Source organism: Acetivibrio straminisolvens JCM 21531 (genome assembly GCF_000521465.1).
Lineage (GTDB): Bacteria > Bacillota > Clostridia > Acetivibrionales > Acetivibrionaceae > Hungateiclostridium > Hungateiclostridium straminisolvens.
This window is the reverse complement of record NZ_BAVR01000025.1, coordinates 21,972-48,419: the sequence shown is the minus strand read 5'-3', so window position 1 is coordinate 48,419 and position 26,448 is coordinate 21,972. Positions and strand designations below refer to the sequence as shown.

At 39.3% G+C, this 26,448-nt stretch carries 22 protein-coding genes and 4 pseudogenes; 3 read left to right on the top strand and 23 right to left on the bottom strand.

Annotated features, from left to right (window positions below; all coding sequences use genetic code 11):
* Positions 1-472: 472 nt before the first annotated feature.
* The 3 genes from JCM21531_RS08315 to JCM21531_RS08305 form a co-directional block, all read right to left on the bottom strand.
* Positions 473-1,789: an MATE family efflux transporter gene (locus JCM21531_RS08315; RefSeq protein ID WP_038288997.1), complete on the bottom strand. Its 1,317-nt coding sequence runs from the start codon at positions 1,787-1,789 to the stop codon at positions 473-475.
* Between the two features lie 457 nt (positions 1,790-2,246).
* A complete protein-coding gene (gene hcp, locus JCM21531_RS08310; RefSeq protein ID WP_038288995.1) occupies positions 2,247-3,875 on the bottom strand; it encodes a hydroxylamine reductase in 1,629 nt (542 codons plus the stop codon).
* Positions 3,876-3,934: 59 nt separating this feature from the next.
* Entirely contained in the window at positions 3,935-4,639 is a 705-nt protein-coding gene (locus JCM21531_RS08305) for an ATP-binding protein (protein ID WP_038288993.1), read from the bottom strand.
* A gap of 115 nt (positions 4,640-4,754) precedes the next feature.
* Between JCM21531_RS08305 and JCM21531_RS08300 the strand changes: the two genes are divergently transcribed.
* Positions 4,755-5,414 carry a Crp/Fnr family transcriptional regulator gene (locus JCM21531_RS08300; RefSeq protein WP_038288992.1) on the top strand — a complete coding sequence of 220 codons (660 nt, stop codon included), beginning with the start codon at positions 4,755-4,757 and terminating at the stop codon, positions 5,412-5,414.
* A 1-nt stretch (position 5,415) separates the two neighbouring features.
* On the opposite strand, the gene JCM21531_RS23685 is transcribed toward JCM21531_RS08300, so the two are convergent.
* From JCM21531_RS23685 to JCM21531_RS23675, 3 genes are read right to left on the bottom strand one after another with little or no spacing between them, the layout of a single operon-like run.
* On the bottom strand, positions 5,416-6,324 hold the full coding sequence (locus JCM21531_RS23685) for an NYN domain-containing protein (RefSeq protein WP_279379012.1): 909 nt from the start codon (positions 6,322-6,324) through the stop codon (positions 5,416-5,418).
* Positions 6,321-7,634, bottom strand: a complete 1,314-nt coding sequence (locus JCM21531_RS23680) for a translation factor GTPase family protein (RefSeq protein WP_279379011.1) — start codon at positions 7,632-7,634, stop codon at positions 6,321-6,323. Before JCM21531_RS23680 ends, JCM21531_RS23685 begins: the two co-directional genes overlap by 4 nt.
* Positions 7,635-7,653: 19 nt before the next feature.
* Complete coding sequence (locus tag JCM21531_RS23675) at positions 7,654-8,073, bottom strand: GTP-binding protein (RefSeq protein WP_279379010.1); 420 nt, start codon at positions 8,071-8,073, stop codon at positions 7,654-7,656.
* A 383-nt stretch (positions 8,074-8,456) separates the two neighbouring features.
* Between JCM21531_RS23675 and JCM21531_RS08290 the strand changes: the two genes are divergently transcribed.
* On the top strand, positions 8,457-10,229 hold the full coding sequence (locus tag JCM21531_RS08290; protein ID WP_038288990.1) for a glycosyl hydrolase: 1,773 nt from the start codon (positions 8,457-8,459) through the stop codon (positions 10,227-10,229).
* Positions 10,230-10,331: 102 nt separating this feature from the next.
* Here the strand turns inward: JCM21531_RS08290 and mscL are convergent, their stop codons facing one another.
* The 4 genes from mscL to JCM21531_RS08270 all read right to left on the bottom strand — a co-directional run bounded on the left by mscL (position 10,332) and on the right by JCM21531_RS08270 (position 13,021).
* Complete coding sequence (gene mscL / locus JCM21531_RS08285; RefSeq protein ID WP_038288989.1) at positions 10,332-10,727, bottom strand: large-conductance mechanosensitive channel protein MscL; 396 nt, start codon at positions 10,725-10,727, stop codon at positions 10,332-10,334.
* 140 nt (positions 10,728-10,867) lie between these two features.
* A complete protein-coding gene (locus JCM21531_RS08280; protein ID WP_243467433.1) occupies positions 10,868-11,362 on the bottom strand; it encodes a cation efflux transmembrane domain-containing protein in 495 nt (164 codons plus the stop codon).
* Positions 11,363-11,503: 141 nt separating this feature from the next.
* Positions 11,504-12,214, bottom strand: a complete 711-nt coding sequence (locus JCM21531_RS08275) for a diacylglycerol/polyprenol kinase family protein (RefSeq protein WP_038288986.1) — start codon at positions 12,212-12,214, stop codon at positions 11,504-11,506.
* A 168-nt stretch (positions 12,215-12,382) separates the two neighbouring features.
* On the bottom strand, positions 12,383-13,021 hold the full coding sequence (locus JCM21531_RS08270) for a GyrI-like domain-containing protein (protein ID WP_038288982.1): 639 nt from the start codon (positions 13,019-13,021) through the stop codon (positions 12,383-12,385).
* A gap of 428 nt (positions 13,022-13,449) precedes the next feature.
* Between JCM21531_RS08270 and JCM21531_RS08265 the strand changes: the two genes are divergently transcribed.
* On the top strand, positions 13,450-14,460 hold the full coding sequence (locus JCM21531_RS08265) for a nucleotidyltransferase domain-containing protein (protein WP_038288981.1): 1,011 nt from the start codon (positions 13,450-13,452) through the stop codon (positions 14,458-14,460).
* A gap of 11 nt (positions 14,461-14,471) precedes the next feature.
* Here JCM21531_RS08265 and JCM21531_RS18325 read toward each other — a convergent pair whose 3' ends face one another.
* The 13 genes and pseudogenes from JCM21531_RS18325 to JCM21531_RS08205 all read right to left on the bottom strand — a co-directional run bounded on the left by JCM21531_RS18325 (position 14,472) and on the right by JCM21531_RS08205 (position 26,315).
* Positions 14,472-15,266, bottom strand: coding sequence for an aminotransferase class IV (locus JCM21531_RS18325; protein WP_094184767.1), 795 nt, complete (start codon positions 15,264-15,266; stop codon positions 14,472-14,474).
* 8 nt (positions 15,267-15,274) lie between these two features.
* Entirely contained in the window at positions 15,275-16,687 is a 1,413-nt protein-coding gene (pabB, locus tag JCM21531_RS08255; RefSeq protein ID WP_038288980.1) for an aminodeoxychorismate synthase component I, read from the bottom strand.
* Positions 16,688-16,756: 69 nt separating this feature from the next.
* Positions 16,757-18,114 (bottom strand): annotated as a pseudogene (gene bioA / locus JCM21531_RS08250) (adenosylmethionine--8-amino-7-oxononanoate transaminase).
* Positions 18,101-18,849: pseudogene (locus tag JCM21531_RS08245) on the bottom strand (methyltransferase domain-containing protein). The pseudogenes bioA and JCM21531_RS08245 overlap by 14 nt, the downstream one beginning before the upstream one ends.
* 98 nt (positions 18,850-18,947) lie before the next feature.
* A complete protein-coding gene (locus tag JCM21531_RS08240; protein WP_243467432.1) occupies positions 18,948-19,694 on the bottom strand; it encodes an alpha/beta fold hydrolase in 747 nt (248 codons plus the stop codon).
* A 23-nt stretch (positions 19,695-19,717) separates the two neighbouring features.
* Positions 19,718-20,883 (bottom strand): annotated as a pseudogene (gene bioF, locus JCM21531_RS08235) (8-amino-7-oxononanoate synthase).
* A gap of 21 nt (positions 20,884-20,904) precedes the next feature.
* Positions 20,905-21,594: a dethiobiotin synthase gene (gene bioD, locus JCM21531_RS08230; protein ID WP_117407241.1), complete on the bottom strand. Its 690-nt coding sequence runs from the start codon at positions 21,592-21,594 to the stop codon at positions 20,905-20,907.
* Positions 21,591-22,414 (bottom strand): annotated as a pseudogene (gene bioB / locus JCM21531_RS08225) (biotin synthase BioB). The gene bioD and the pseudogene bioB overlap by 4 nt, the downstream one beginning before the upstream one ends.
* 438 nt (positions 22,415-22,852) lie before the next feature.
* Positions 22,853-23,179: a P-II family nitrogen regulator gene (locus JCM21531_RS08220; RefSeq protein WP_038288977.1), complete on the bottom strand. Its 327-nt coding sequence runs from the start codon at positions 23,177-23,179 to the stop codon at positions 22,853-22,855.
* Positions 23,180-23,195: 16 nt separating this feature from the next.
* The gene (locus tag JCM21531_RS08215; RefSeq protein ID WP_038288975.1) at positions 23,196-23,510 is read right to left on the bottom strand and encodes a hypothetical protein; all 315 of its coding nucleotides are present in this window, start codon (positions 23,508-23,510) and stop codon (positions 23,196-23,198) included.
* Positions 23,511-23,537: 27 nt separating this feature from the next.
* Positions 23,538-24,452 carry a DUF1538 domain-containing protein gene (locus JCM21531_RS21420; protein WP_243467431.1) on the bottom strand — a complete coding sequence of 305 codons (915 nt, stop codon included), beginning with the start codon at positions 24,450-24,452 and terminating at the stop codon, positions 23,538-23,540.
* 147 nt (positions 24,453-24,599) lie between these two features.
* Positions 24,600-25,274, bottom strand: coding sequence for a DUF1538 domain-containing protein (locus JCM21531_RS21415; RefSeq protein WP_243467430.1), 675 nt, complete (start codon positions 25,272-25,274; stop codon positions 24,600-24,602).
* A gap of 561 nt (positions 25,275-25,835) precedes the next feature.
* The gene (locus JCM21531_RS08205) at positions 25,836-26,315 is read right to left on the bottom strand and encodes a ferritin (protein ID WP_038288973.1); all 480 of its coding nucleotides are present in this window, start codon (positions 26,313-26,315) and stop codon (positions 25,836-25,838) included.
* Positions 26,316-26,448: the final 133 nt, after the last annotated feature.

Below are 26,448 nucleotides of genomic sequence, written 5' to 3'. Positions count from 1 at the left end.
CCTAAAACAAACTCTTTAGCATATAATTGCAATATTTCAATATCAGGCTGCAAATAAGCCGCAAAAGGTTAATTGGCTTATATTCAATCAAATTCACCTTATAAATTCCGAATATATTTATTAATTTGTCATTGGGGATAAAGCATTCTTTCTAGCTTTGCCGAGATTTTCTTTAAAATAAGACAGGTTTTTTATAGCAAAAGAAAATAATGATATGTTTTTTATATTGAATAATATAATTGCTTTAAATGCCTGCATAATTCCAACAATAAACAATGAGTTTATTGAAAGTGCAGGGAAATATCGTGTGGGCACATTACCGCTCCTTTCAATGCTGCAAATAATCTGCAAATATTTATCAGGCGTCTACATTAGATAAACACATTATTTTATATTTATTCTACATAAATGGAAAATATCCTTCCCATTCTTAAAATCATCATGATATTTTCATATAAGCAAACATTGCCGGTTATTCATTAATTTTTACTCTTTTTCTTTTGCAAAAAATAAAAACAGATACAAAAGTTACGATAGATTCCGTCAAAACAAAGGACATCCATACACCCGTCATTTGCCATAACTTGCTTAATAAAAGAACAAGAGGAACAATAATAATACAGCCCCGGGCAATAGAAATGAAAAATGCATGCTTTGCCTGTTCTACAGCACTTAAATACATAGCCATAATCAGATTGATGCCTGCAAAGAAAAAACCGATAAAATAGATTCTAAGTCCGGTTTTGCTAATCTGGGCAATTTCCGGATTCTGTTCACTGTTAAAGACAGCGATGATACTGTCAGAATTAAAAAACGTACTCAAATATATAGTCGTAGCTACCGTAAGCGAAGTGATCAGAGCAAATTTCAGTACTTTTCCTATTGCTTTGTGATTTTTCAATCCATATTCTTTACTCACAATGGGCTGTATACCTTGTGCAATTCCTGTAAACACCGCAATTCCCACAAGTGCTATATTGGCAACAATTCCATAGGAAGCAACTCCCAAGTTACCCTTGAGCCCTAAAATCGCCAGATTAAAGGTTATAAGAACAATAGATGAAGAAACCTCACTTATAAAAGAGGATAGCCCTAAACTCAGCACATCACACATAGAGGACAAAACCATTTTGCTCTTAGTATATCTAAAGTCATTTCTCTTCTTTATAAAATGAATTGACAGTACGCCCATACTGATTATTGGAGCAAGACACGTTGCAAATGCTGCACCAAACATTCCCATTCCAAGTGGAAACATAAATACATAATCCAAAATAATATTAGAAAAACTTCCCAACATCATCGCAATCATTGACAAATTGGGATTATTATCGTTACGTATAAAAGCAAGCATAATGTTATTAACGATAAAAAACGGAGCAAAGCATAGTATTGTCTTAAGGTATGTTTTTGTCAGCGAAAATGTAGATGCATCCGCACCTAAAATCAAGGCCAAAGACCTTGCTCCAAATATACCTATAATTGCAAAGATAAGTCCTATAATCAACCCCAACTTCAAACAAATGGAAAACACCTCATCTGCCTTTTTCCCTTCCTTTTGTGACTTTAATATACTGTATCTTGTGGCACCCCCAATTCCGATCATCAATCCAGCACCATGAATTAAACTATAAATCGAAATAGAAAAATTAAGTGCTGCAATACCCAAAGACCCCAATGCTTTTGATATAAAAAATGTATCTACCAAAATATAACAGGAAAGCCCTATCATCCCCAGGACATTCAAGCTCACATACTTTATAAAATTTTTAAATATATTATTCTGCATCTGAAATCCTCCATCAAAGCAAAAGCATGGAACATCGCGACTCTTTACTTTTATCTATTTCATTTCACTCTAAGAGTGTAAATCAAAAAGGCGTCCTTAAACATCCCTTCTAAGACCTAACGGAATGTTTCAGAACGCCCTGAAAACTTTACCCGGTGGCAAAGCTTAGGCTTACTTAAAAAGCATTAATAATTCTAATACAGTTTTCATAAGATGTCAATATAGCCGCATAATCAAAAAGATTGGCAGAAATTATATTAATGTGGCAAATAGACAGCGAATATAAAGATGAAAATGTATTCAGAACCGAAAGGTATTAAGGAAGCTTTTCAAAAACAACAAATAAAAGCTCGGGACATCGAGTCCCTTCGCTTTTGCCTCTTTCATTTCATTCCAAGAGGCCAAATAAGCAAAGGGTCAATCACTCCTGACTGACCCTTTGTCTTTCATGCATTATTTAAGCCATAAACAATTTGATATCGTCTTCAACACTGCCAATACCTGCGATGCCGAATTTCTCTACCAATACCTTTGCCACATTCGGTGAAAGGAATCCCGGCAATGTAGGTCCGAGATGGATATTCTTCACACCCAGATACAAGAGGGCCAAAAGAACTATCACAGCTTTCTGTTCATACCACGCTATATTAAAGGCAATCGGAAGTTGGTTGATATCATCCAATCCGAATACCTCTTTAAGTTTCAGCGCAATAACTGCCAAAGAGTATGAATCGTTGCACTGGCCGGCATCCAACACTCTCGGAATACCGCCGATATCTCCCAATCCCAACTTGTTATAACGGTATTTAGCACATCCTGCCGTCAAAATTACAGTATCGCTCGGAAGGTTTTGGGCAAACTCGGTGTAATAACTCCTGGATTTCATGCGCCCGTCACATCCGGCCATAACAAAGAACTTTTTGATAGATCCGGATTTGACAGCTTCAACCACCTTATCGGCAACAGCCATCACCTGATTGTGGGCAAATCCCCCAACAATACTTCCCGTTTCAATTTCATCAGGGGCAGGCAAAGTTTTTGCAAGCTCAATAATCTCAGAAAAGTCTTTTTTACCGTTTGCATCAGCTTCAATATGCCTGCATCCCGGGAAACCAGCCGAACCTGTTGTAAATATTCTTCTTCTGACCTCTTCGCTCCTTGGCGGGACAATACAGTTTGTAGTAAACAGAATAGGTCCGCGGAAGGACTCAAATTCTTCCACTTGCTTCCACCATGCGTTTCCGTAGTTGCCCACGAAATTGTCATACTTTTTGAAAGCAGGATAGTAGTGGGCCGGCAGCATTTCACTATGGGTGTATACATCAACACCCGTTCCTTTTGTCTGCTCTAAAAGCTGTTCAAGATCTGTAAGGTCATGCCCGGAAATAAGGATGGCCGGGTTCTTTCTAACTCCGATATTGACCTCGGTGATTTCCGGATTTCCGAATCTGGATGTGTTTGCCTCATCCAAAAGCGCCATAACCTTTACACCATATTCGCCGGTTTTCAGTGTCAGCGCAAAAAGGTCATCAACCGAAAGATTATCGTCTAAAGTTGCCGCCAAAGCCTCATATATAAAGGCATAGATTTCTTTGTCTTCTTTTCCGATATTTTTTGCATGCTCGGCATAGGCTGCCATACCCTTGACACCATAAGTAATCATTTCCCTTAATGAACGCACATCTTCGTTTTCTGTGGACAATATACCTACAGAATCCGCTTTTTTTAACATTGACTCTCTAGAATCAACAGAGAAGACCGTCGCATCGTGAAGGCCCTCTGCCGGTACGGACTTTTTCATTTCGTCTCTTACGGCAAGCATCTTTCTTATCTGTTTTTCAATCGATACATCATCAAAATTCGCGTTGGTAATAGTCATAAACAGGCTGTTTAATATTTCATAGTTTGTATCGCCAAGTTTTACAACATCAATCTTTCCCTTGGCAACAATATCTGAAATACCTTTAACAGTATAAACTAAAAGGTCTTGAAGCTTTGCAACCTCCTCATTCTTGCCGCACACCCCGCGTACTGTGCAGCCCTTTCCTCCTGCAGTTTCCTGACATTGATAACAAAACATGCTCATTGTTTTTCCTCCTTTTATGCTTTTTTATTTTAGGTTTATAAACAAGGTTTAGAAACCATTTATTCTAGAATTTCACCATTGGTTGAAATTGTCACAACCTGCCAAGGTATAAGTTTTCCACTATTTATAAGGGCTCTTTTGACCGCATTTTCGATACCACCGCAGCACGGAACCTCCATCCGCACAACTGTGACACTTTTGATATTGTTGTTTTTGATAATTGCAGTAAGCTTTTCGGCATAATCCCCTTCATCTAACTTCGGACAACCAATCAAAGTTATTTTATTTCTCATAAATTTGTCGTGGAAATTACCGTAAGCATATGCCGTGCAGTCCGCTGCAATCAAAAGATTTGCATCTTCAAAATATGGTGCATTGACCGGTACAAGTTTGATTTGAACGGGCCACTGGGAAAGCTGGCTCACATTTTCATCAACATCGGTGCGGACAGTTTTCGGATGATTTTCCCTGCTGATAGTTTTCATCTGGCTACCTGGGCATCCGCAAGGCAGGCTTTGATTCTGCTTTTTCTTCATATTTTCCTGTACAGCAGCTTCATTGTACTCTGCCGCTTCGCGTTCCTCAAAGCTGATAGCTCCTGTAGGGCAAACCGGCAGGCAGTCTCCCAAACCGTCGCAGTAATCATCCCTCAAAAGTTTCGCCTTTCCGTTCACCATTCCTATGGCTCCCTCGTGGCAAGCATTTACACACAATTCGCATCCTATGCATTTATCTTCATCAATTTTGATTATTCTACGAATCATTTTATTTACCTCCTAATTTTTATACTTTTAAATATTTATTTCATTGACTTTACGTTTTTAGTTTACTATACTGAAACTAATAAGTCTGTTGGAAATACAACAAAAAGAGGTTTTTATGAAAAAATATTTGGAAATTTTAAAAAAAGTTAATTTATTTAAAGGAATTAAAGAATCGGACTTGCTCTCACTTTTATCTTGTTTGGCCGGAGAACTTACGCATTATGAAAAAAACGAGACTGTTTTTATGAGCGGTGAAACCATTAATTCTTTTGGCATAGTTTTGTCGGGAGAGGTTCAGATTGTTCAGGATGATTATTACGGCAACAGAAGCATTCTCGCCAAAATAGGCATAGGCCACCTGTTTGCCGAGTCTTTTGCCTGTGCTCAAATAAAAACACTTCCGGTCAGCGTAATCACAACGACCGAAAGTGACCTTCTATTTATCGATTGCCGCAAGCTTGCCAATCCCTGTGCCACAACCTGCGCTTTTCATAAGCAACTGATTCAAAATATGTTACACATTACTGCAATGAAAAATATTTCTTTGACGCAGAAAATTGAGTTTATTTCAAAACGCACCACCCGAGAAAAGCTATTGGCCTATCTTTCCGCCGAGGCACAGAAAGCCGGAAGCAATTGTTTTTCCATTGCGTTTAACCGCCAGGAACTTGCAGATTACCTGTCGGTTGACCGAAGTGCAATGTCGGCAGAGCTTAGCAAGCTCAGGAATGAAGGTATTTTAAAGTATAAGAAAAACCAGTTTGAATTATTATAAACTACTTATCCTTTTCTTCTTTATTAATGTCTTCAATAATATCTTCCATATGCTGTTTTGCTTTCGAAGACAATGCATCAACTAGATAATTGCGGTCTATCCGATGTATTTGATGATATTCCTGTCTTAATCTTTTATTGGCATCTTCAAGTTCGGCCTTAAGTTCTCTGGCAGAAAACAGCGTACACCCTTCTCCCCTTACAATCATCTGCTGCAAGCCATCGGATGTGGCAACCGTTATATTATAGTTTTTCTTGTTTTCATGGGCGAATTTCTCAATATATTGATCCGCCGTCTGCGCCTCTCTTGTGTACACCATATGAATATTATAATAATCTATTATTTCCTCCTGATGCCCCTCAACGCGGTAAGCATCAAATACCACAATGACATGACATCTTCGAATCCACTGATAATTGCTTAATAAATCAAGCAATTTCATTCTCGCGCTATCCAAATTTTCTTCTGCCAACTCTTTTAATTCGGGCCACGCATAGATAATGTTGTAGCCATCAACAAGAAGATACTCTTCTTTGGTTTCCTCCTGCCTTTTTGTATAATTTACAGGTCTATAATACTTCTCTCCTGCTGCTTTTTGCTTCTTCCAGACAGACTTCCTTCCCTGATTTGCATAGAAGGTTTTATTCATAATTTCATCAATTTCTTCCAAACTTATCGCTTTTTCCTTTGAATGCAAAATCCGGTGTGCGGTTAAATCTTCATCATCGTCTTTTTTCTGAAAATAGCTTTCCAGATGCATGTAATTCTTTACTTCATCCCAACTTACCAAAAAGCCGACACCATTGGCGCAAAATACGGAGCCTGTGGGATTTTCCACATCTCTTTCCGAATCATATCCAATACGTTCTATGACCTCTTGCGCATTGTGACACGGTTCATATCCTTTCAAGCTGCAAAACAGCCTGCCAAGCCTTTGGTATAGGCTGCAACCTCTTTCTGATAATTCCTCATGGTAACAACAGGAGCGCTGCCCACCAAAACTGCCTTATCACCGTTTATTTGTGATATCTCACATGTGCCGTGCATTTTCTCAATATCCGTCATGGCCCTTCCCACCATTTTTTCCGGCACTTCCAGTTGAAAGTCATAATAGGGCTCAAGCAATATGGATTCCGCCTCTTTCAAACCTTGGCGCACCGCACGGTAGGTTGCCTCCCTGAAGTCGCCGCCTTGTGTATGCTTGTTGTGGGCCCGGCCGGATACCAAAGTAATTTTCATATCTGTAATCGCCGAACCTGTCAAAACTCCTTTATGAACTTTCTCTTCAAGGTGGGTTAAAACCAGCCGCTGCCAGCTTTTGCCCAAAACATCCTCATTGCAGTCAGCTTCAAACTTAAGGCCGCTTCCCCTCTCCCCCGGCTCCAGTAACAGGTGAACCTCTGCATAATGCCTCAGGGGCTCAAAATGTCCCACTCCTTCAACAGTATTGGCAATAGTCTCTTTATATACAATCCTTCCGGCATCAAAACCTACCTCAACTCCAAAACGGCTCCGTATGAGGCTTTGCAGAATCTCAATCTGCACCTCTCCCATGACCTGAACCCGAATTTCCTGGAGCTGTTCATCCCAGACAATATGAAGCTCCGGTTCCTCATCTTCAATTTGCCTAAGTTTGGGCAGCATTACCCTTGGGTCACAGCCTTCCGGAAGTATGATTTGATACTGCAGCACAGGCTCTAAAAGCGGTGCACCTGAAGCTTTCTCAATCCCAAGACCCTCTCCCAGCCTGGATTGGGTAAGCCCGGTTACCGCAAATACAGTACCTGCATCCACCTCACTTACCGTTTCAAATTTCTCTCCGGAATAAATGCGGATTTGATTCACTTTCTCTTCCCATGTACCGTTTGTCAACACATCTTTTACTTTGAGTTTCCCGCCGGTCAGCTTCATATGGGTAAGGCGGTTGCCCTGCTCATCCCTTGTTATTTTGAATATCTTGGCACCAAATTCATCGGGATAGCGAGGAATTATGACATACTTCATAACACCCCTGATAAATTCCTCAATGCCTTCCAATTTCAAGGCCGAACCCAAAAAACACGGAAATACCTTTCGTTCTCTTACAGCTGCACTAATCTGCGAGGTTTCTATATATCCTTTTGCCAGATAGGTTTCCATCATCGTTTCATCACACATGGCCAACTGGTCAAAAAAATCTTCAGTGTTGCTTTCTTTAAATTCTATGCATCTATCATCCAACTGTTTTTTATTTCGTTAATTATCTTGTCCCTGTCCGTGCCGCTTTGGTCCATTTTGTTGACAAATAAAACACCGGTATTTTATAGATTTCAAGAAGATGCCACAAAGTTTTGGTATGTCCTTGCACTCCGTCCGCACCGCTAACCACCAAAATGGCATAATCCAGCACCTGGAGGGTTCTCTCCATTTCTGCCGAAAAGTCCACATGTCCCGGAGTATCCAGCAAAGTAATCCGGGTATCATCTATATCAAAAACGGCTTGTTTGGAGAAAATAGTGATGCCCCTGGCCCTTTCCAATTCATAGGTATCCAAGTAGGCATCTTTATTGTCTACTCTTCCAAGTTTCCTTATTTTCCCGCTTACATAAAGCAAACTCTCCGATAATGTTGTTTTTCCTGCATCCACATGGGCTAATATTCCAATAACTATTTTTTTCATATTCTTTTCTCATTTCCTGTTTGCTTTTCATCGGTTTGCATTTAGGCCAACCGAGACAGTGCAAGCTTATTATACAACAGCAAAGCCATTTTTGTAAATGTAAAGACATCCTCTCGTGCGCCCGGATACATTATTGGACAATTGATATAATCTTTTGAATATGTTAAAATTTTATTAGTATGAATAGTTTTGCATCTTTGCATAACACCAAACAATGGTCTTTTATAAATAATATACTTCCCAGAACTTTTCCCATCAATTTCTCAAGTAGCATAGTTTCTTTTTATGTACACGAAAAATAAAAGCTTTTACTAATTATTATTAATGAAGATATTTTTATTTTTTATTAAAATAAAATTTTTAATATTTAAGGGGTGTATTTTATGAGAAGAATTTCTGGGCGGGCATTATGCCTACTAACAACGCTTGCAATGGTTTTTTCCGTTCTTTTAGCCATTCCCGTTTCAACTTATGCTGCCCATTCCCTTCCTGTAGACGTTGAAGCAGAAGATTGCAATCTCGGTAACGGTGCTGTCATTACTACCAATGTCTACGGAACTCAATATCCCGGATATTCCGGCGATGGATTTGTATGGGTAGCTAACTCCGGAACAATAAAGTTGGAAGTTACAGTTCCTGAAAACGCTATGTACGAGCTTTCAACAAGATGCTGGATGTATCTCGGCAATATAGATGAGACCAGAATGCAAGTTGTCAGCATCAACGGCAAATCATACAGCAATTACTTTATTCCAAACAAAGGCGAATGGATTGATTACAGTTTCGGATACTTCTATCTTGAAGCCGGTAAAGCAACCATTGAGATTGGTACTTCCGGAAGCTGGGGTTTTATACTGTACGACAAAATATACTTTGACTATGCCGACATGCCTGACCATATAATAGATCCGACTCCATGCGATCCGAATGCAACTCCTGAAGCAAGAGCTCTTATGAAATATCTTACCGATGTATACGGAAAATATGTTATTTCCGGCCAGCAGGAAATTTACGGAAGCGGAAATGACGGTAATTATGAACTTGAATTCGATTATATTTATGATAAGACAGGCAAATATCCTGCAATCAGAGGCTTTGATTTCATGAACTACAATCCTCTGTACGGATGGGAAGACGGTACAACCTCCCGCGTCATTGACTGGGTAAAAAATCGCGGAGGTATTGCGACAGCATGCTGGCATATAAATGTTCCCAAGGATTTTACAAGCTATACACCAGGAGAGCAAGTGGACTGGACAAACTGTACATACAAACCGACAAGCAGCTTTAATACCGCTAATTGCCTTGATGAAACAACAAAGGAACATGCTTACCTGATGATGGCAATTGAAGACCTTGCCGAGCAGCTCCTAATTCTTCAGGAGGAAAATATTCCTGTGCTTTTCCGTCCTTTCCATGAAGCCGAAGGCTACAACAACACCGACGGCTCCGGCGCATGGTTCTGGTGGGGTTCTGCAGGCGCAGAGGTTTACAAAGAGCTCTGGAAGCTTCTTTACACAACTCTTACTGAAAAGTATGGTCTTCACAATTTAATATGGGAAGTAAATCTTTATACATATGCCAACTCCTATGAGTGGTATCCCGGAGATGAGTATGTGGATATTGTCGGATATGACAAATATGAAGGTTCACCCAACACTTGGGGCACAAGTGCCGCAACATCATTATTCCTGAAACTTGTAGATTACACTAACGACACAAAGATGGTTGCATTGACTGAAAATGACATCATTCCCGACATCCAAAACATAGTTAATGAGGGTGCTTGGTGGCTGTATTTCTGCCCATGGTACGGTGACTTCCTCATGAGCTCCAGATACAACGACCCTACACTTCTAAACACAATCTACAACAGCGAATATGTAATTACTCTGGACGAGCTTCCGGAAAATCTTTACGAATACGAGGATACGGCACCGGATATCAACTATGGTGATTTGAATAACGACGGAAAAATAAATTCAACCGATTTTACGATATTGAAAAGATATCTTATAAAATTCATTACTAAACTGGATGTTCCTATAGAAGCAGCAGATTTAAACGGCGACGGTTCGGTAAATTCAACCGATTTGACAATATTAAAGAGATATTTAACTAAATCACTTAACGAATTTCCAGTTACCAAAAAGTAATTGATATTAATCAGTCAAATATTTTACTATAAGATTAAAAAAGTACCTCTGACAATAGGGGGTACTTCTTTTTTGCCGTTTCCGGTTAATAACCTGTGAATTTTAATTTCTCTCTTTCAACAAATCACGTATCTCTGTAAGTAAAAGCTCTTCTTTAGAAGGCTCCGAAGCCTTCGGTTTTTCTTCTTCTTTTTTCCTAAGCAAAAACAACAACTTCATCATAAAGAAAATTGACAAGGCTATAATTAAGAAATCTATCACTGACTGCAAAAACTGTCCGTATTTGAGCGAAAGCTCTGCAATATCTCCCGAGGCCGGTCTTATAACTAGCTTTAACGATGTCAGGTCTATGCGTCCCAAAATAATTCCGAGCAAGGGCATTATAACATCATCCACTAAAGAGGATACAATTTTACTAAAAGCTCCTCCCATTATGACACCAATAGCCAAATCAATCACATTGCCCTTTAAAGCAAATTTTTTGAATTCCTTATACATTCCCGATAACTCCTTTCTAAATTTCGCCGGACTTCTTCATCTCTAAAAAACCATTATACCACAAAACAAGCTTACAAACTTGCCAATATAGCTATTGAAATTCAAAACTGCTTGTTCAAAATTTCTTTTAATAAACTTCTCTAAGGAGTTTGCTTCCAATTCATCACGTTATTCTTGCCGCGTATTGTAATAACACCGTTTATAATGAGATAAAATGCAACAATTACCGAACCCAACAAGTCAACATACCATGCCACAGGCTTTGCAGGTGCAACGGCAACAAACGTCAGGGAAGCGGTTACACAGGCATCCACAGCAGCCTTTGCACAGTAAAGCCTGCTTTGCACAGCAAGTATTGCATTGGGCTTTTCACGATTGAGCCTACGGTATCTAAGCCAAAACCATGTGTTTGTTATTACCCCAAGCACTGCAATTACAAGGCCCGGAATAACATTTCCCTTTTTTGAGCCGGGAGAAAACAGTGCAATGAACAACATAGCAGCCCCCGACAGACACATTGCCGCTCCTACACATATATTTGCAGTGCGTTCCAACTTATCTTTGTATGCTGCATCCAGCTCATCCTTTTTATTTACAATACGGAACACTATCCATGACACAATTATTGCACCCAGTTCTGCCGTACGCCGTACAAAGTCTGCAAACTGCGTAGACGAACGCCCAAAAAAAGCGCCGTTCCCACAACTAAAGGTCCCGGTGAGCTCATCAACACAGAAGCCAGAAGTGTACGCTCCCCTGATTTTGATTTCATAATATCATACCCCCCACAATTGAACCAACGGTATCAAAACTGCTGCCGCAGCCAAAGGACATGTCAGTGTATCCATACCGTTTTTTGTATAAAGCTCTACAACCGCACAAACCGCGGAAGTTGCCGCCGAAATCGGTATACAAGCGTACCGCACTACTTTACCATGCACCATCAAGACAATCATCACCGAAATAAAGGATACAACAAACATAGCAAAAGTACCTTCAAGACTCTTGCATCCTTCAACCAGTCTTCCTCTGATGAAATGACGCCCGAAGCGTTTTCCCACCAGTGCTGCTGCCGCATCGCCCAATCCCCATGCCAAAACCGATGCCAGGACTAAATATCTTTCCCCGAGCCATCCCCAGCAAAGACAAATCAGTATGGCAAACATAACAAACACCACTATCAGACTTCTTTTAATCTCACCTTTTTTGCGCTCTATAAGCAATTTGGAATAGCCGGGTATGCGTTCGGCAAATGCAAGAATCGGGAAAACCATCAATATGAATACTATTGCCGCAATCGCCGATACCCACCATGTTTCAAAAGCGTATATCCATCCGAATATAGAGCCTAAAAGTATCATGTGCAAAATCTTGCGGAAAAGTTCATCGGGCATTGGAACAAAGCGACGCAAAACAAGCGCACTTGAAGCACAGACAGCAAAATAGGAAAGCAACATCCCATAACCTTTTATAAATTCCAGAAACATATCTTACCCCCAGGAATGAAGATTTGCCGTTTTGGATTCTCCAATCCATTCAACCTGTCGGCTTGTTATATGGCTTAAAAATATATTTCATCTTAATACTTCGTCAAAAATAGAATTTTAATGTACTTTCATTTAAGGTTACGCGGATATAAAAGGTTATTGAATCAGTTATTTCGTTATTTTCTTTACCGGATGCCGTATAACCGTCTTATATTTTGCCGGTTCAACCTTGCGGGGGTCAGACAGGTATATCTCATGGTGCAGCCGTTCCTCTGAAAAGTCCTTTTCATATCCTTCTTTTATCAAATATTCATCCATCTTTGCAACTGTTTTGGGCTCATCATCAAAAGGGCCCAAATGCAAAGTTTGCACACAAAGTCCTTCTTTAACGGTAAGAAACTCCGCTAAAGAGCAGTCTATTTTCTTTTTGCGGGCCGCTTCTTCTTTTGCCCATTCAAAATCTTCTTTCGATACAAAATCCGGCAGGCGTATCACCGAAATCCAATTAAATTTGTCCTTTTGGCTATAGTCCACCCCTTCTATACCTTCCTGCCACCAGAATCCTTCCAAGGGAGGCACAACATATTCAAAGAAACCTTCTATATTGTGTCCGCTTTTATTACTCATCTTAATCGTGTATGCAATTGCATAAAGAACATTGACGGCCTGTTTATACGCCCCACCCTCTTCATTGGGATCACCTTTTCCGCGTACTGCTATAAAATTCATCTCCGGAACATCAATTATTTCAGGTTCGGTTTTCGGCATGTAAAGCTTTTTGTATTCTTTCTTAAAATCAAATGCCATAGTTTAATACCTCCTGCAAAACAAGAATATAAAGCCTTGGATTGGCATATGTCAAAGTAATTTAGATAAAGCTTTACCCTTGTCCAAATTATGACTAAATCAATTTTAATATTATTGTTAACAAATATCATTTTATCATTTAAGTATTTCCTTGAAAAGAAAAAATAAAATTGTTAAAGATTTTCATTTCACGAAGATTCAAGTCCCTGTTGCCGTTTCCTATATGATACTCACTATATTACTGGACTTGGCTTTTTAACTATAGTATTATTTTAATAAAACAGCCATTATGCGTTCGTGACGATTTGGTAATTTTGCAATTTCAATACAATGAAAGAAGGATTGCCAATGCAGAACGAAATACTGAAAAAACTAAAAATCATTGAAATTGAATAAAAAATATTCCGTAAAATAAAAGGAGTAAGTTTATGGATATACAAGACATAAAAGACATGTTAAATACCGATAAATATGAATTTCTAAGAACAGACCCCCGCCTTAGAGAAAACATATTAATTCTAACGACAGCAGGGTCCATTGCCTATGGAACAAATGTCGATACCAGCGATATCGATATCAGAGGCGTCACAATAGAAGTAAAACAAGACCTTTTAGGATTATCAAGTTTTGAGCAGTTCGAAGACAGGACAACAGACACCGTGGTTTACGGGCTCAAAAAGTTTATTAGTCTGTGTCTGGATAGCAACCCAAATGTTCTCGAGATTTTAGGCACAAGAGATGATCATCTTCTTGTCATAACAAAGGAAGGACAGCTTTTAAGGGATAATGCTGATTTATTTTTTTCTAAAAAGGCAATACACAGCTTTGGCAATTATGCAACAGCCCAGCTAAGGAGGCTTAAGAACGCTCTTGCAAGAGACAGCTACCCTCAAGCAGAAAAGGAGCAGCATATTCTTGACAGTATTTTGGGCCAAATGGAGCACTTAAAAAGAACTTACAAGAGTTTTACAAATGAAGAAATTAACCTTTACATTGACCAATCAGACAAACAAGAAATGGACACAGAAATATTTATTGATATAAACCTTAAGCACTACCCCCTAAGAGACCTTAAAAATATCTATTCGGATATGAGCAACGTTGTGAAGAATTACTCAAAACTAAATCACAGAAACAACAAAAAAGATGAACTTCACCTTAACAAACATGCCATGCACTTAATCCGGCTGTTGATTACCGGAACGGAAATCCTCGAAGGTAAAGGAATTAACACTTATAGAGAAAAAGAACGGGAGTTTTTGCTTGATATACGTAAAGGAAAGTACTCTTATAACGAGTTGTTTGAAATGGTTGATGAGTATGAACGCAGATTCAGATTAGCGGCAGAAAACACTTCTCTTCCCGATAATCCCGATTATAAGCGTGTGGAAGAATTGATGCTTGAGATTTATTCTAATGTATGGGGTTTTGGGCAGTGAAATCAATCCATCTACATGACATTTTCAAGTTCTCTCATTAATAAACCGGTTAGCTTCCCCGGAATTTCACTTCCAATCCCTTTATTTTCTATGCTATTTACAGGCACAATGCCGATAACGGAGTTGGTGACAAATACTTCTTCTGCAGAAAGAAGCAATTCCAATGAATAACGGCCCTCCTCACAAATAACGCCTATCTCTTTGGATTTTTTCAGCACCCACTGCCTTATAATCCCCGGCAGCAGCCCGCTGCTTACGTGGGGAGTATATAATTTGCCGTCACGGACAAAAAATATATTGCTCTTTGATGTCTCCGTTATTTCCGATTTTGTATTTAAAAAAATCACATCATCAAAACCATTTTTTAACGCTCTTTGGCCTTCCATATAATTCTCAAGATAGTTTCCCGTTTTATGGGCTATGACAGGGGAACCGGCATTTTTCACAAGCCCCGACACCATAAGTTTAAAGCCCTTCTCATAAATAGCTTTTTTATACGTGTTTTCCCTCGTTGAAAAAAAGACGGCAGGTTCTATACCTTTATTCTTATTGCCATAGGTGACAGTAAGTCTTAGTATAACGTTTTTTAAGTCATACTTTTTTATATAATCCATTACCATGGACATTAAATTGTCTTTTGTAAAACCAGTCTCAAACCCGAAATGCGCCATTGAATTAAACAGCCTGTCAATATGCTTTTCAAGTAAGAATACCCTTCCGTATTCATCTACAAAAAAAGTCTCAAACAAACTAAAACCATATAAAACCGCAAAATCCTCTATTTTGATACCGTTAAAACACTCCATTCCACCTGCTACCTCCCTGTCAAAACCTTTAGCAAAGCCCTTCCTTTGTCAAGGGTTTCCCGGTATTCATCCTCGGGAACGGAATCCCACACTATACCTCCGCCTACATTGAAAAAAGCTTCATTATCTTTTATGACAATAGTCCTTATGGCTATATTCAAGTCACAATTGCCGTTAAAATCCATATAGCCTATTGAACCGGTGTATATGTTTCTTTTTACAGGCTCCAGCTCATCTATTATCTCCATAGACCGAATCTTGGGCGCTCCGGTTATCGAACCTCCGGGAAACGTTGCTTTAATACAGTCTATTATATCAACATCATCCAACAATTCCCCTTTTACTGTGGAGACAAGATGAAGGACCGTAGAATACTCTTCTATTTGAAGCAATTTCTCAACATGAACGCTTCCTATTTTGCACACCCTGCCCAAATCGTTGCGCTCAAGATCGACAATCATTATATGCTCTGCCCTGTCTTTTTCGCTGTTTAAAAGCTCATGTTTAAGCTCGTTATCTTCCTCTTTGCTTTTTCCCCTGGGCCTTGTGCCTTTTATCGGGCGGGTTTCAATAGTCTTTCCGTTTATTTTCAGAAATCTTTCCGGGGAACTACTTAAGACCTTTATTTCCTCAAAATTCATGTACGCCGAAAAAGGCGCGGGATTTGACTTTCGCAAATCAACATATATATCAAAGGGTTCGGAATCTCCAATATTCGTCCTAAACTGCTGGGACAAATTAGCCTGATATATGTCACCGTTTCTGATATATTCTTTCGCTTTCCCAATCATACTGCAATACTCTTCCAAAGTAAAATTGGAAGATACAGAACTTTGGCATTCCGTTGCTTTTTTTGCGGTTGTACTTCTTACATTGCTCTCACATACTCTCTTTATTATCCCGCTTATTTTTCTCTCTAAAACTTGATTAATATCCTCTCTGTCTTCAAGCCCTATTGAAGACACTGCGGCATATACTTTATTGCATTTATGGTCTACAATAATTGCATTGTTATAAAACCCAAAAATCATGTCGGGTATGTTCATATCATCTTTTCCGTGATCTTTAAACGTTTCTATCCGGTGACACAAATCGTAGGAGAAATACCCCACTGCCCCGCTAAAAAACGGCAAATCGGACACATATGTATTTTTATATCTACGAAGTAGCTTTCTTAAAAGCAATAACGGGTCTTCCGTATACTCTTCGATATGAGTACCTTTTATGAGTTTTATCCTGTCCCCCTTTGACACAAACACCAAAAAAGGGTTAAAAACAATTATGGAATTTTCACCCAATTCATTATTGTTTAACGAACTGTCCAAAAAAATGCTGTATGGAACCTCATAAAATAGCTTAAAAATTTCTACGGCGCTTTTCGAAGTTTCTATCTCTTTTTTAATAAATACTTCATTTTGCATCGTTATACCCCTGATAAAATATAATTTCAAATAATTATATCAGGTTATAACTTTTATGGGAACATCTTTTTATACTTCAAGTCCAAAATATTCGTTTATCGCATGAAAAGCACCATTTACAATGTCCTCAATATCCTTTTTACCGACAACATACGGCGGCATAAAATATAAAACATTTCCCAAAGGCCGAAGCAGCAAACCCTTTTTTAAAGCCAGCTTGTAAATATTGTATCCCACACGTTTTTTCCAATCAAATCCCTTCTTTTGGGCCTTGTTTTCAACAAGCTCCAGTGCGGCAATCATCCTATCTGCCGAAATTCTCCCACATAGGTATGGCTATGGGCAAGGGGTTCTGCCAGCATTCTGAACAACTCGGATTTTTCCCTGTTCGTGTTTAAAATATCGTCATCCTCAAAAATTTTCAGCGATTCCAAGGCTGCGGCACAAGCCAGAGGATTTCCGGTATAACTGTGGCTGTGTAGAAATGCCTTAAGCTCAATATAATCGCTGTAAAAAGCATTGTAAATCTTCTGAGTGGTAACAACCAGCGAAAGAGGCATATAGCCTGCGGTAAGCCCTTTCGACAGGCACATGATATCGGGACTTATACCGCCGTGCTCACAGGCAAACATTTTTCCCGTTCTTCCAAATCCTACTGCGATTTCATCGGCAATCAAGTGGATGTTGTAATAAGAACACGCCTCCCTAAGCTTAATGAGATACTTGGCAGAATATATTTTCATTCCCGCCGCCGCTTGAACCATCGGCTCAATTATTACTCCGCAAATTTCCCTGTGTTTTTCTTCCAATACCTTTTCCATTTCACAAAAACATTCAGCTTCACAAGAGGTGCGTTCCTTTCCATATTTGCACCGGTAACAGTCAGGCCCGGACACTTTTATAGTACTCATAATCAGAGGCTTGTAGATTTTACTGTACAGGTCCAGCCCACCTACTGCCAAAGCTCCAAGAGTTTCCCCGTGATAGGCATCGGACAGGGCAACAAATCTTTTCTTTTCACAGCTTCCGGTTTGCAAGTGATATTGAAAACTAAGCTTTAGCGCAATTTCAACGGCCGAAGAACCGTTATCTGCAAAAAACACCTTGTTTAGCCCTTGCGGGGTAATTTCAACGATTTTCTCGGCCAACTCAATGGCAGGCCTGTGGGAAAAATTTGCAAATATCACATGTTCAAGGCTGTCAAGTTGTTTTTTGACTGCATCATTGATTCTTTTGTTGCAGTGTCCGAAAAGATTCACCCACCAAGAGGATACCGCGTCAATATACCGATTGCCCATAACATCAAAAATGTATGGTCCCTCTCCCCTCTCAATAACAATGGGAGGAAAGTCTTCATAATCCTTCATCTGCGAACAAGGGTGCCAAATATATTCCAAGTCTTTTTTCTGCAAGTCATACAACTGCATTCACCAGCCTTCTTGTATTTGCCGCAAGTTTCTTTCTTGCTGTTATGAAGATGCAATGATAGGTTGCTCTCACCAATCCATTTGCTTTAAACATCTCCTCGTAAACCCGTATCATTTCTTTCGTAAGTGCGGTATTTACCTTTCTTTCTTTGTTGCTGTTGTTCGCTCCGATTTTTTTCACGGAATCTAAAAATTCTCTTACCGTGTAAAAATACTCATATTCGAGGCTTTCTTTTTTGACCGTATCAAATTCAAAGCTCTCAAGCCCTTCAAATGTCTCACTGCAAATCTTAAGTATCTCTTTTGCGTTACAGAATTTTTGGCTTGGCGGAAATTCTTCACCTATTTTAAGTTTTTTGCGGGCAGTTTCATATGAAAAATGAAGTTCGTTAAAAGTCATATGCCCAAAAGTGGAAAAGGCAAGTACTCCGTCATTTTTAAGACTTTGGACAAGCTTATTGACAGTACCTCCCAAGTCGTTAAACCATTGAAAGGTAGCATTTGAAATTACGAGGTCATATTTTTTGTTAAGTTCAGCTTCCTCAATATCAAGGCAGGCAAACTCCACATTGTTCTCCTTAAATCTGTCCCTTGCATATTCAATCATCCCGGTGCAATATCTACTGCCGTTATCCGGGCATTCGGCCAACGGTCAAGCAAAAGCTTCGTAAGATACCCTGTGCCACAGCCCACATCCAGAATATCCAATCTGCTTTTTGAATCCAAGTCCAGCATACACAGCAGAGTATCTGCCATCTTCTTTTGAACTTTCGCGTATGAATCATAGTTTTTTGCATTACGGCTAAAATGCATTTGAAGAATCTTTTTATCTATCACTTTTTATCACCTTGCTCCATAAATTCCAAAATCAATCTTGTAAATTCCTCCGGTAGAGAATAAAAAGGGACGTGACCTATGCCTTCCATGATAAAGACTTGCGCTTTGTCTTTCATCCTCTGCGCCATATACAAAGCCGCTTCTTTGGAACATATGGCGTCCATTTCGCCATGAATGATAAGCGTATCCGCTTTTATACTTTCCAACTGCATCCTCATATCAGCAGCCAAAAGGTAGTCAAGCCCGGCCTCAAGCTCCTTAAAAGAAGCTGTATTTGCATCGATATCAGCTTTGAACAACGCCACATATTCCTTGCTTTCCTGCTCCTTCGAAGAAAAAAGAGAAGAATAAAAGGAATCCATCGCTTTTTCCCTGTCAACTTTTACAGCTTCTTTCATCTTCTTAACCGCACTTTTATGCCAGCCGCAAAAGTACCCAGTCTCTTTATCCCTTGTAAACCGAGCTGTCCCGCCTACAAGAACTAGCTTTTCAACCCTTGCTTTGTATCTGACGGCAGCATCAACCGCAAGCAAACTTCCTAAAGACCATCCCAGAAGGCACAAATTTCCCTTCTCCTTCTCAATCAACTTACATACCCTTTCGGTATAGCCCTCCATGGTGTTTATGTCATGCCATTCACAGAAAACAAGCTGAAAATATTCACTTAAAACCGGAGCAACGGGCTTCCACACTGAAGAATCCATACTCCACCCGGGCAGCATGACAAGCTTTCGTTTTTCCAAAACATTATCCTCCCCTGTCACCATTATGCTATTATCCCCAGCTCCCTTCCAAAACGTACAAGATTTTTAAGGGCAAACTCCATGTCTTCATAGGAATGGGAAGCCATTATAGAAATCCTAAGCCTGCTTGTTCCTTTGGGGACTGTCGGGGGTCTGATAGCCGGAATATATATCCCTTCGTTATAAAGCAGCATACTAAATTCTACTGCAATTTTCGCATCTCCCACCATAAGCGGTATTATCGGCGTCATACCTTTTGGGACGTTAAAGCCTTTTTCTATCAACCTGTTTCTTAACCACACAGATTTTTCAGCCAATTCTTTTCTTGCCTGCGGCTCCGTTTCTATGATATTCAAAGCCTCTAACGCCGCAGCCATATTATGAGGCGGCGGAGCAGTAGAGTAAATAAAGCTTTTGGCCTTGTGGCGGAGAAAATCAATAAGTTTCTTCTTTCCTGTGACAAATCCCCCTTCTACACCAAAAGCCTTGCTCAAAGTACCCATGTTAATATCAACATCATCTTTAACACCGAAATACTCCAATGTCCCCTTTCCCTTCTCTCCCAAAACACCTGTGGCATGGGCATCATCCACCATCGTCATGAGATTGTATTTTTTCGCCAATTCCACAATTCTATCTACCGGCGCATATCCCCGTCCATGCTGAACACCCCATCCGTTACTATAAGACTTTTGCCGGTATGGTAGCGCACAATCTTGCTTTCAAGGTCCTCCATGTCGCAGTGTTTATACACCACAAGCTTTGCACCGCTTAGGCGAATGCCGTCCACAATGCTGGCATGGTTCAGGCGGTCGCAGAATATGACCCAACTTTTGTCCGCAATCCCCGATATTGTTCCTATATTTGCAGCATATCCGCTTCCAAAAACAATACAGCCTTCCGCTTCCTTAAATCCGGCAAGCCTTTCTTCCAGCTCTCTGTGCAGCACAAAGTTTCCGCAAGTCAGCCTCGAGCCGCCGGCTCCCACGCCATATTTACGAATAGCTTCTATTGCAGCATTTTTAAGCCTACTATCATCACACAATCCCAGATAATTGTTTGAGGATAGAATAAGCATTTTTCTTCCGTCAATAACGGTATACGTACCTTGGGAAGCCTCAACACTGCGAAGTTCCCTGTATAGTCCCTTGTCTTTTATATCTTTCAAAACACCCTCAAAATCATACATTTGCCAACAACTCTTCAATATCTATTGTTTTTCAAAAACAGATTTTAGTTCTCCCAAAGCCTTATCCTCAACATTAATTCCTTCTATTTTAGGAATAACTCCTATCACCGGCACTTTGGTCAAATGCCTTATTGTTTCTATATTGTCCCGTTCCGCATCATCTCCTGAAAAACCACTGAAAACTATACCCTTAATTGGAATACCGGCATTTTGGGCAAAAGAAACGGTAAGCAGGGTATGGTTTATAGTGCCAAGAGTGGTTCGGGAAATCAGGATACAACCAAGCCCCATCTCTTTTACAAGTTGAAACTGCAAATATCCATCCTTGGTCAAAGGCACAGCAAGCCCGCCGCATCCTTCAACCACAATATACCGGTACTTTTCAATAAGCTTATTGTACCTATCGCGGATAATTTCTTTATCAACCGCAAAGCCCTCCATCTCCGATGCCAGATGCGGTGAAACCGGTATTCTGAATCTAAAAGGATTTATCATGTTATCATCTTCATCAAACCCTGAAACCGCTTTTACAAAAGAAGCATCATAAGAGAAAAAGCCATTTTCCGTATCCCTGCCGCCGCTGGATACAGGCTTAAAATAGCAGGGATCATATCCTTTCGACTTCAATAAATACATTAGCCCTGCACAAACAACGGTCTTGCCCACATCGGTATCTGTACCGATAATGTATATTCCTTTAGCACCGCTCATACTTCAAGCCCCATGCTTTGAATCATTTCAAGGTCATCCGAAATTTTATTGCCCACCGTCGTTAGATAGTTACCCACCAGCATTGCACTGACACCGGCCTTAAAGCCTTTTGACTGATGTTCTCCCAAACACATCCTTCCTCCGGCATATCTAATGTGGGCATAGGGCATTATCAGCCTGAAAAGGGCTATGGTTCTAAGTATCTCGTTGGGAGAAAGACTTTTTACGTTCTCCAAAGGTGTACCCTTTATGGGGTTTAATACATTGATCGGAACCGATTTGATACCAAGCTCCCTTATCTCAAATGCCATCTTAATTCTCTGATCCATGCTCTCCCCCATACCGATTATTCCGCCACAGCAAACCTCAAGCCCTGCCTTTGCCGCATTTTTTATAGTACTTATTCTGTCATCGTATGTATGAGTATTACAGATTTCCCTATAATATTCCCTGCAAGTTTCGATATTGTGGTGTACATGGATACTCCCGCCTCTTTTAGCCTTTTTGCCCGCTCATAACTTAGGCTTCCCAACGAAGCACAAAGCTTTAAATTTGTCTCTTTTCTCAATACCGAATATATTCTAAGAATCTTTTCAAATTCCTCATCTGAAACGATTTTTCCGCTAGTTACAAGCGAGAAACGGTGCACACCTTCTTTTTCATTTTCCTTTGCCTCTTTTAAGACATCATCAATGTCAATCAATGGATAGATTTTAACTCCTGTATTGAAATGCCCCGACTGGGCACAAAATTTGCAGTTCTCCGAACATCCTCCCGATTTTGCATTAATTATCGAGCAAAGGTCCACCTTGTAGCCCATATTCTTCTTGCACAGCTTGTCGGCCAGCAAAAACAACTTTTGGTCTTCAACCTTCCCTTTTGAAAGCTCCATTGCTTCCTCAAAGGTAATCATCTCATCTTTGGCCAATTTATTCTCAATCTCCGATAAAAATCCATAAAGCCCCTATTCCCCCTTTATAACACTTCATTTCACATTATATCCATACAAAAATCAGTTGTCAACCTAGTTTGAATTTTAGGTTGACAATTAAAAAGCAAAATCTCATCCGGCAGCCTTTAAAAAAATACTCGGTCTGCCGTTATTTTCCAAGTATTATTAAATTTCGTTAATATTTCAGAAAGATACGAGAAATGCCTCTATGAACAGGTAGAGCTACCTTCACGAGCATAATACTTCCGACCCGAAGGTCTTGGAGTTGGATATCTGTCGGCACTCGAAAGCACAGATATTGCATATTTAATCTGATGATGAAATTTTTCTCAAACCAACCACCTTTGACACCGGTAAAGCAAAGCAAATACCTTGGGCCTCAGTTTTAAATGACGTATTTAGTTTTATTGCCTCCATAATTTTGTCGGCAATTTCGCTTTCGGTAATAGTCAATACCACTTCTTTTTCCCTGTCAACACTAATTCCCATAATTTCTTTTTGCAGCGCGCTTACTCCTCTTGCATTAATTATGGTGGCTCCGGTAGAACCTTGAGAACGTATATATTCAACCACTTGCTCGGCAAAGCCTGCATTAACAACAATATACAATGCTTTCATATTAGTATTGTCCATTTTAATCCTCCTACAATTATACTGATAACTTATCCACGGGGACAACAAACGCAATCCCTGTATTTGGTTTCTCAAAATTCAATTTTGTAACTAATTGCTCAAGCAATTGGCCGGATAAATTACCTGCAATCAATCCGGTAATCATTACTCTTTTCTCCTCGGGAACAAGTCCCAACATATCCCTAAAATATTCCGACTTCACTGTGCCTTTAACATAGATCACATCAATCAGATGACATCTACAGTCAAATAAAAGTTTTAAGATTTCCTTTTTATACTTTCTGTCCGCTATTAAGGTTAAAAAATCAACACCAAATTTATATTCAGCCAAGGCTATATTTTCCTCCTCTAAAATATTCTATTTTGAACTGCTTTTTTCCGCCTCAACCTCAAGCTGCATTTCTTCCATGTCCTCGGCAATATTTTTCTCTTCAAGTTCCATATTTGATTCTTCTATATTTGGTTCTTCTACATTTGGTTCTATTACATTTGGCGCTTCTACGTCCGGTTCTTCAACTAAACCTGCAAGAGATGCCAACTCTTTTATATCGTTCAATTCTGCATCTTTCAGAGATTTTTCCGCCTTCTTAATATTTATATTATACACTATACCTAAAAATTGTACAGCAATCAATGGGGTAACTGAAATAAATGCAATAATTCCAAAACCATTAACTAAAATTGACTGTCCCCCGGAAGAAGATGTTGCTGCCACAGCCTGAGCTACTCCAAGAGTGAGAGGTGTCAGGAAAGCAGATGTTAAAGCTCCGCCGGATACGCCTCCCGAGTCAAAGGCAAGCCCTACAAAAAGATTCGGTGCAAATATCATCATAATAAGGGCAATAGCATAAAGGGGTATCAAAAACCACAATATATTAATCTCTGTCAATATCTTTAACATCCCGAGCAAAGAGGCAAAACCAATACCTATAGCGAGGGTCATGCGAATTGTAAACTTTCTAATGTGCCCGTTGGTTATCTCCTCCAACTGTTCTCCCAGCACCGTAACAGCAGGCTCCGACAAGGTAATGGCGGCACCCAAAATAAATGCAACAATAAGAAGCAGCCACCTAAACCAGCCAGGTCGAGAAGGTTCCAAGAAGACCTCTCCAATATATTTGCCGGCAAATGCAAATCCATAATCAATACCTGCCAGGAAAATCAACAAACCTATAAACACAACAACAGTACCCAATAAAATTTTTACAAATTCCTTTTTCGGCTGCTTTATTAAGAAAAACTGAAAGGGTAAAAATACTATGATAACAGGCAAAAGTGCAAGGTAACTCCCAATAGGTTACCGGAAATTATCTCCCCCATGGTTCCCATAGTTTCGGTGCATACACCTGCTCGGGAGGAAGTACACCATTATGAAGAAAATTAATAACTATGCCGTAGATGGCCAATGAAATAATTGGGCCTACCGAGCAAGACCGATAATACCAAAACTGTCGTCATTGCTTTTGTGTTTTGACATAGTAGCAGAAACCCCCATACCCAAAGCCAAAATAAAGGGAACGGATATATCTCCTGTGGTCGCACCGCTGCCATCAAAAGCCAAAGCAACAAATTCATTCGGAACAAATATAATCAATATAAAAGTAATGACATACAATATGGCAAAAACTATTTTAATGTTTAAGTCTTTCATAATTCGGAAAAGGGAAAATGCTACCATTACACCAATTCCGGCACCCATAATCCAGATAAACAGGGTTTCGTTGATAATCGGCATAATCATGTTTGTCTGTTTAGCCAAAACAGTCAGCGCAGGCTCAGCAACAGTAGCAAGCAGGCCAAAAAGAAGTCCGAAGAAAATAACAAATATTGATTTCTTAAGCTTTATCAGCGAACCCCCTACCAACTTCCCTATGGGAAGAATACTAGTATTCAATCCGTCCAAAAACAATGTCTGACCAAATACCACACTGGCATAACCGACAAATAATTTAATATAATCCGATACGCTGTCTAAGGGCGCAATAAAACCGCAAACAATAATCATAATTGCTGCAAGGGGCAGCGAAGATATAAAAACTTCTTTTAATGTTGTGGCAAAAATAACGAGTTTACTTTTTAGGTTTAATCTATTCATCACATTCTCCCATCTAACAGTTAATTGAACATACAAGTAAATCAATCATGAAAAATCAAAAATTTTTTTCTCTCTCCAGTTTTACATACAAAGAAATTTTCAGTCTCTTCATCCTTTTAGGCAGAAGAACTATCACTATATTTTCCATATATTTTTTTATATGCAGCATTCGTTGACCGAGACTTTATTTTTTCACAGCATTCCAAAGCTTATTCTCTCAGAGCTTTTGTTTTTGAGAGTATAGACCGTTTTTTTCTTTATTACCTTTTGATAAATTAACTAGTTAAAGAATAAAATAAATCTGACGTTTTTACAATTATAAAATTACTTTCAGCAATTTTATTAATGTATTCTTTAATTTTTTCAATTTGTGGACATTCATAATTAATATTTAAAAATTCTTTCTTATATTATATCATAGTTTTAAAGTATTTGTACTATGCATTTTATTTCCTGAATGTGTTTTGTGTGAAAAGATTTTTCTGCCATTCAAAATTTGAAAGGCAAAGAACACCAGTTATTCCACAGCGTCTTTGCCCTATATCTTTTTATATTTCTATTTTACCTTTGACCGAGTTCATTGTCAAGAATATACAAGCCATTCCATTGTCCATTAATTCTTTCTAGCCTTTCCACAATTACACCAAACATATTTTCTTCTTCAATCTGCTCGTCCACAAACCAAGCCAAGAGATTCAGTACTCTTTGGTCTCCTTCTTCCCTTGCTTGCTTTACCAAATCATTAATACGGGAAGTTACCGTTTTCTCATGGGCAAGAGCTTTTTTGAATGCATCTTCGATAGAATCAAATTTACCGTCTCCAGGATTTAGGGGCCTATATTTTATACCATAGCCTGTATCTTGCAGAAATTTCTTAATTTTCCCTGCATGTTCCATTTCCTCTTTTACCTGCGCATCAAAAAAGTGTGTCATCCCCCTCATGTTTAGTCCATCCAAATATGCAGACATAGTCGCATATATGTAAGCAGACTCCAGTTCAAAATTCATTTGCTCGTTTAGGTTATCATATAGTTTACTCATCTTTCATCCTCCCGTTATCCTTTATCTGTATCTATTGTTACTATTATTGCGTATCGAATATATTTTATCAATAAAACCATCCTTATATTCATGTCTATATATTTATATACCACCAATTCATATACCACAATCA

Coding starts and splice junctions, on each gene's coding strand:
- JCM21531_RS08315 (WP_038288997.1), bottom strand. CDS start 1,789: ATGCAGAATAATATATTTAAAAATTTTATAAAGTATGTGAGCTTGAAT.
- hcp (WP_038288995.1), bottom strand. CDS start 3,875: ATGAGCATGTTTTGTTATCAATGTCAGGAAACTGCAGGAGGAAAGGGC.
- JCM21531_RS08305 (WP_038288993.1), bottom strand. CDS start 4,639: ATGATTCGTAGAATAATCAAAATTGATGAAGATAAATGCATAGGATGC.
- JCM21531_RS08300 (WP_038288992.1), top strand. CDS start 4,755: ATGAAAAAATATTTGGAAATTTTAAAAAAAGTTAATTTATTTAAAGGA.
- JCM21531_RS23675 (WP_279379010.1), bottom strand. CDS start 8,073: ATGAAAAAAATAGTTATTGGAATATTAGCCCATGTGGATGCAGGAAAA.
- JCM21531_RS08290 (WP_038288990.1), top strand. CDS start 8,457: ATGAGAAGAATTTCTGGGCGGGCATTATGCCTACTAACAACGCTTGCA.
- mscL (WP_038288989.1), bottom strand. CDS start 10,727: ATGTATAAGGAATTCAAAAAATTTGCTTTAAAGGGCAATGTGATTGAT.
- JCM21531_RS08275 (WP_038288986.1), bottom strand. CDS start 12,214: ATGTTTCTGGAATTTATAAAAGGTTATGGGATGTTGCTTTCCTATTTT.
- JCM21531_RS08270 (WP_038288982.1), bottom strand. CDS start 13,021: ATGGCATTTGATTTTAAGAAAGAATACAAAAAGCTTTACATGCCGAAA.
- JCM21531_RS08265 (WP_038288981.1), top strand. CDS start 13,450: ATGGATATACAAGACATAAAAGACATGTTAAATACCGATAAATATGAA.
- JCM21531_RS18325 (WP_094184767.1), bottom strand. CDS start 15,266: ATGGAGTGTTTTAACGGTATCAAAATAGAGGATTTTGCGGTTTTATAT.
- pabB (WP_038288980.1), bottom strand. CDS start 16,687: ATGCAAAATGAAGTATTTATTAAAAAAGAGATAGAAACTTCGAAAAGC.
- bioD (WP_117407241.1), bottom strand. CDS start 21,594: ATGAGCGGTGCTAAAGGAATATACATTATCGGTACAGATACCGATGTG.
- JCM21531_RS08220 (WP_038288977.1), bottom strand. CDS start 23,179: ATGGACAATACTAATATGAAAGCATTGTATATTGTTGTTAATGCAGGC.
- JCM21531_RS21415 (WP_243467430.1), bottom strand. CDS start 25,274: ATGAATAGATTAAACCTAAAAAGTAAACTCGTTATTTTTGCCACAACA.
- JCM21531_RS08205 (WP_038288973.1), bottom strand. CDS start 26,315: ATGAGTAAACTATATGATAACCTAAACGAGCAAATGAATTTTGAACTG.